The organism is Candidatus Woesearchaeota archaeon (assembly GCA_027858315.1).
GTDB lineage: Archaea > Nanobdellota > Nanobdellia > Woesearchaeales > UBA583 > UBA583.
This window is the reverse complement of record JAQICV010000052.1, coordinates 23798-29797: the sequence shown is the minus strand read 5'-3', so window position 1 is coordinate 29797 and position 6000 is coordinate 23798. Positions and strand designations below refer to the sequence as shown.

At 23.6% G+C, this 6000-nt stretch carries 3 protein-coding genes; 1 reads left to right on the top strand and 2 read right to left on the bottom strand.

Annotated elements, in window-relative coordinates; genetic code table 11:
- Positions 1 to 382 precede the first annotated feature (382 nt).
- Complete coding sequence (locus PF569_04745) at positions 383 to 619, bottom strand: hypothetical protein (protein MDA3855541.1); 237 nt, start codon at positions 617 to 619, stop codon at positions 383 to 385.
- Positions 620 to 4094: 3475 nt separating this feature from the next.
- On the opposite strand from PF569_04745, the gene PF569_04740 reads away from it, so the two are divergent.
- On the top strand, positions 4095 to 4268 hold the full coding sequence (locus PF569_04740) for a hypothetical protein (protein MDA3855540.1): 174 nt from the start codon (positions 4095 to 4097) through the stop codon (positions 4266 to 4268).
- Positions 4269 to 5302: 1034 nt separating this feature from the next.
- Here PF569_04740 and PF569_04735 read toward each other — a convergent pair.
- On the bottom strand, positions 5303 to 5572 hold the full coding sequence (locus tag PF569_04735; GenBank protein MDA3855539.1) for a hypothetical protein: 270 nt from the start codon (positions 5570 to 5572) through the stop codon (positions 5303 to 5305).
- Between the last annotated feature and the right edge of the window lie 428 nt (positions 5573 to 6000).

Genomic DNA, 6000 nt, shown 5'->3' with positions numbered 1-6000 from the left:
TTCATTAGTGTTTCAGCAACAACATCTAACTCAAAATCATTATTATATTCAAAATATCATAGTTTTCTATTATCATTAGTCTTATCACATACAAATGTATATTTTAATCATTCTATTGTATTTAATTCGTGATTAAACGAATAATTTGGACCCATAATCTTACCTGCAAAGTTTATTGGTCTAAATGTAAAATATTGTATTTTCATGTTAGTATATTATTATATAAAGTATTTTCTGTTTGTTCTAATTCTCATTTAGCATTAGTTTTATATCACATATTTTCTAATCATTTTATATATTCATTTTTTCACGATGCTCAGTCTAGAAATTTTTTAGTAAAATGTGCTGCTTCTAATTGTTCAAATGTTTGTTTATCTATTTTTCATATTTTATTGAAGAAAGGTAACATACTTTCAATTTCAGAAATAGCATCTTTTATCAGTTTTTTAGTATAATTTTCTTGACTTTTTATTTCATGTATTTCTATTTCAATTTCTTGTATATCTAAGTCAAAATCCTCTGGTTTATTTACCTCTAATTTCTTAATTTTTCTTGTAAGTCTTTCTATTTTTATATTATTTCTAGATATTGTATTTTTAGATTCATTTAATGCTGTCATTCTATTTATTATTCTTAAAGAAGCATGTCTAAAAGCTCTATGTGGAGATTTTTCTCAATTTATTATTGTATTTTGATTTTGGAAATCTGAATTTCAGAATGGAACTTCTTCCACTCTTTCAATTATTTCATCAAATATTTCTTGAAAATTATCTTTATTATCTTTTTTTATTATTGTTATTTCGTTCATTTTTATTTAGTTATTTATTTAAAAAAATATCTACATACTTAATATATAGATATTTTTGATATTTTCAACTTTTATTTTATTTTTTATGCAAAATATGATACTCATGCTAAACTGTGTCTTCCAACTGATAGAGTTGCAGCAGGATTTATTGCTGAATCATCTGCAAATAATATTCAATCTATAACATTAGAAAAATCTACCCCAGTTCAACCACCAAAATATCAAGCTATTCAAACCAATCAATCTATTCAAACCGATCAAGCTGGGGCATTACATATAGAACACATTTGTGTATATAATTCAAGAAATGTTTTAGTTTTAAATAAGCTAGCATCTTCACTATCTTGAATAAGAATTGAATCAGCATCAACAAGATCTGTTGCTTTTGCTCCTGTTATTTCTATTTTTGTGTTATTTAATTCATTAAAATTGAAATTTAAATCATCAACTCATGTTGTTGATACTTGTTCATTCAGATTTATGTTATTTATATTACTCATTTTTTTTTAATTATTTATTAAAAAATATCTATATACTTAATATATAGATATTTTAGATTTTTTCCACTTTTATTTTATAAAACTAATCAATATATAAATTTTTATTGTATGATCATAAATATAAATTCAGAAAATCACCATCAAATTCCTTTCTATTTATTACTAAATCAGATACTTCATTAGAATTATCTACATTTCTTACATTTATTTTATCTCAAATTTCTAAATTAAATATAGTTCATCAATCTGTTTCTTTTTTAAGATTACCCCAAGTATCAGTTACATTTCACCATATATCTAACATTTTCCCCCAAGTTTTAAATGTAACATTTACTAAGTATTTTTGAATATTACATCTTATATATACTTCTCTTTTTCCTTCTTTTTTTTCTTGTATAATACTATTTGCTTGAAGTGTTAATGTATCTAGATCTAATATATTAGTATCAGTATACTTTAATTCTTTTCTTCAATACTTATCAATACTTATTTGATCAAAAACTGTTATTGACACTGTTCAATTATCAGCTATAACATAGTTTACTATATCTATATCATCTTTATTATCCTCAATTTCAATAGCTTCCTTATCGAATGTTATTGTTTTAGTTAAATCAGTTGGAGTATATGCTTTAAAATGTATTTGTCATAATTTATCTACAAAATAATATGATCAAGCATTTAATTCTAATAATGTATTTAATAAATCTGTATTTTTTTGATCTGTTACCTTAATATTTTGTAAACTTCAAGCAGCAGTTACATTTGTTGTAGAATAATCTAGAAAATAATTTGCTATATTATCACCATTTCTATAAGAAATAATTGTTGTATATAGTCAAGTATTTACCCAAATACTATTTATAAGATCATACTGCCATATTTTACAAATTTCTCCATCATTAAATCTTCAAGTTTGTTTATAAAATCAGATATATCTATCAGGAGTTAATCATTCTTCTTCATAATACTTAACTTCGGCCTCATATCAAGTGTCCGTTCCTACTATTTTGATTGGATTTATACCTAGTGTTACAGTTGCAGATACATTTACTTCTGTAAATCAAGTAGAAAATAGTATATTATCTTGTATAAAGAATATATTATTATTATTCTCTGTATAATCATATAATAAAGAATTTGTTCCATCTCAATCATCATTTACTTTAAAATTATATTTCTCAGAATATAATGTAAATAATCAAGAAAATGAGTATGTTTTTTCTGTTTTTTCTGACATTTTTCTTCTATTTTTAGTAGAAAGAATTCATGTATATATATGTTCTTCTATTTGTGTGTTGTTTATTTCTATAATAAAATAAACTTTAATTGAATATAGATCTATATTGAAATTATATGTATCAGAACTTAATACAATATCTAATACTCATTGTCAGTTATTGATTGTTTCTCAGAAAGAAATTTTATTCATCATTTCTTTCTGATTTATATCTCAGATGTATGTATTCATTTTATCATACATCTTAATATTATATCATTTTATTTTAATACTTTGAGTTGACATATTATATTAGTTATTTATAAGTTATTATTTGATATATTTTTGTTTATATTTATATGAAAAAGATGCTGCAAACGCTTCATCAATCTTAAATTCAAACCCATTATATCAAGGTTTAAAATAAGGAAAAATCCCAGAATAATCTATTAAAACATTATTCAATCTTACTTCTTTTGTTTCTCAGTCAAATGTTAATACATCATTTATTATGAATGCATTGTCAACCCTTATGGTATTAACTCATGCTATCTCTATAAAAGTTTGATTAGGATATAATATAGTAAATTCAAAAATTGGATATGTTTTAAATGTTCATTCCATATTAAATCAAACAGTATATGGAAGGTAATTTATTGTAGAAGCTACTGTTGTATATAATTCATCTTCTATATATCAGTCTTCCAATGCCATTTCAAATTCAAATTCAATTATATTTATCATCCAGTTTTCCTGATTAACAGGATTAGGAGTGATCATTCTTGCAGTTCATACTCTTTTTACCTCTGTTACAGCATCAGTTTGGACATATACTTCTAAACTTACTTGATCCTCTGTATAAATCTTTCTTAACATTAGATCTAATTTATTATTTAGATCAAATTTTGATGTTCATTTTAAAATACCTTTTACATAAATACCATTTTGTCAAAAATTATTAGATATAACTCAAATTCATGATCTATATGGATAATTAAATGTAGTTTTATTTGACATTTCATTTCATAATAGATAAGTATTCTCTAAAATAATATCAGTATTTGTAGAGAATTCATATCAGTTTATTATTATTTTATTTATCATTTTTAATTATATTAGTTATTATTAGTATACTACACCTTGTCTAGCAAATGTTTTTTCTCTGATAAAAGAATCCTTAATTTTTTTAACTAATCTATCTTCATCAGCTTCATTATTTACAGTTACACCTCACATATTTATGTTTACTTCTTGATTTCCTGTTTTTCCTGTTTTATTTACTCATAGTCAAGCATTATTTGATAGTGCTCATTGTGTTAGATTTGTATCATTTGTTATTTTAACTTCTTTACTTCCAGATTTTCAGAATATAAAGTCAAATAGTTTAACTATACCTTGTAATAAATAGAATAATGATAGAAATGGAGCCATTAACAGTCTTATTATATTTCATAAAATAGGAAATTTTTCCGCTAAATTAGAAAAGAAATCTGTAATTCATTTTGAAAATGATCATATTTCATCCCTAAAAGCTATAAATCATACTATTAACAATGTAATTCATGCTATGATAGCTCAAATAGGATTAGCAGCTAATAATACGTATAATCATTTAATTGCAGTTGATAGAACTCAAATTATTGTAATAGTAGAAGAAAGCACAGAAAGAATAGGAGCAAATACTAATCAAAATGCTAATAATCATACAGTTGCTAATGCTATATTTGTAGTTAATTCTTGATTATTTTTAATCCATTCTGTTGTAGATTCTATAATTGGTTTTAACGTAGCTATTATTTCTTTTGCAACAGGTAAGAATCATTGACCAAATACAGCTGTTAGATCTTTTGTTTGTCTTATTAGATCTCTTTTCTGATTAGCATAACTATCCATACTTCTAGATACATCTCAGATAGCATTTTTTGATTGTCATAAAGCTAATTGTAATGTAATTTCTGCCTTTGCTTGCAGTAAAGACATTCCTGTTAATTTGTTTTTTCATGTTCTTAGTAATTCTTGTTGTATATCAGTATCTCTAATAACAATACCTAGGGCTTTCATTTGTTCTCTTTCTCATAGTAATCATGATGTAAGAGCCTTAGATGCTTGTGTGGCACCTCATTCTAAATTATTAAAAGAAGCTAAATCAGCAGCTAATTTTTGAACTTCATTTGATAGTCATAATGCTTTATCTTGTGTAAAACCAAATCATGTTAGTAAATCTCATGTTGCAGATAGCAAATTCAGTGACTCTTCTTTTGCAAATAAATATCAATTTCATAATTCATTAGCATATTTTTGAGCCTTAGGTAAAACGTTAGAAAAGGTAACTCAAAATTTATTAGTTGTTTCTTCTAATGCAGATGCAGCTTCAACGGCTACAAATATTCATGCTGAAACAGCACCAAATCATATTGCTGCTTTTGTTTGTATGTCAGAAGCAAATTGCTTCGTGTTTGCTCAGATTTTTTTTAAAGCTGGACTTGCATCATCTTTTGCTTTTATTAAAATCTGAACTATATTACTTAATCTAGACATTTTTTCCTTAATTAAAATTTATTTTTAGTTTTTTCTACTCTTTTCCCGCTTTCTCTCTGATTTCACCATCTACATTTAATTTTCAGATTGCCAATAAATAAAATTCATATGGCCAATCTAAAATTTCTTTTCTATCTATTTTAAAATGTTCCATAATAGATAAGATCATTAAATCTTGATCTAATTCTTTGTTTAATCAATTTTTAACTACTTGTTTATAATCATATAATGTTTTATCTATTTTTTTTTATTAACTTCATTTAATACAGACATCTTTACTTGTAATTCACCTAATTGTTCAGTGTTTAACGCATCGAAAAACTTTTCTGCTTCCTCATTACTATCGAACATAGTTTCGTTCGTTAAATAGTAATTAAATGTCAAAGCTATGAAATCTAATTCTCCTATTTCTTCTTTTTGTAATTGTTTAGAATATTTTTCTATTTTTCTGATTACTCCAACAGTAATTTCTTTAACAAATTCTAGATCTTTAATTGTTTTAGTCATATTTATTATTTATTATATAAATTGTTACATGTCTAATATATGTAAATATATGATATTTTCAACATTTATTTTTATTTAATTATTACATAAGTAAAAAGTGTATGGTGATACATACTTCTATAAGTAAAAAGTGTATGTAGGACCACATTGAGTTTATCTCTTTGTAGTCGTATAAACTACCTGCTAATTTGTAAGTATATAATATATAATATAATATATATAAATATTTTCTTTTTATTATGTTTGAATTTTTTCTAAAAACTATTATAAGGTATTTACGTTTATATATAATTTAAAAAACTTAAAACTAATGTTGAAAAAAAGTTTAAAATAATTATATATAAAATATTACTTTACTAATTACAATAAAATATGATTAAAAATGATAAGAAAATAATTAACTATGTATTATTAAATACAAATACTTT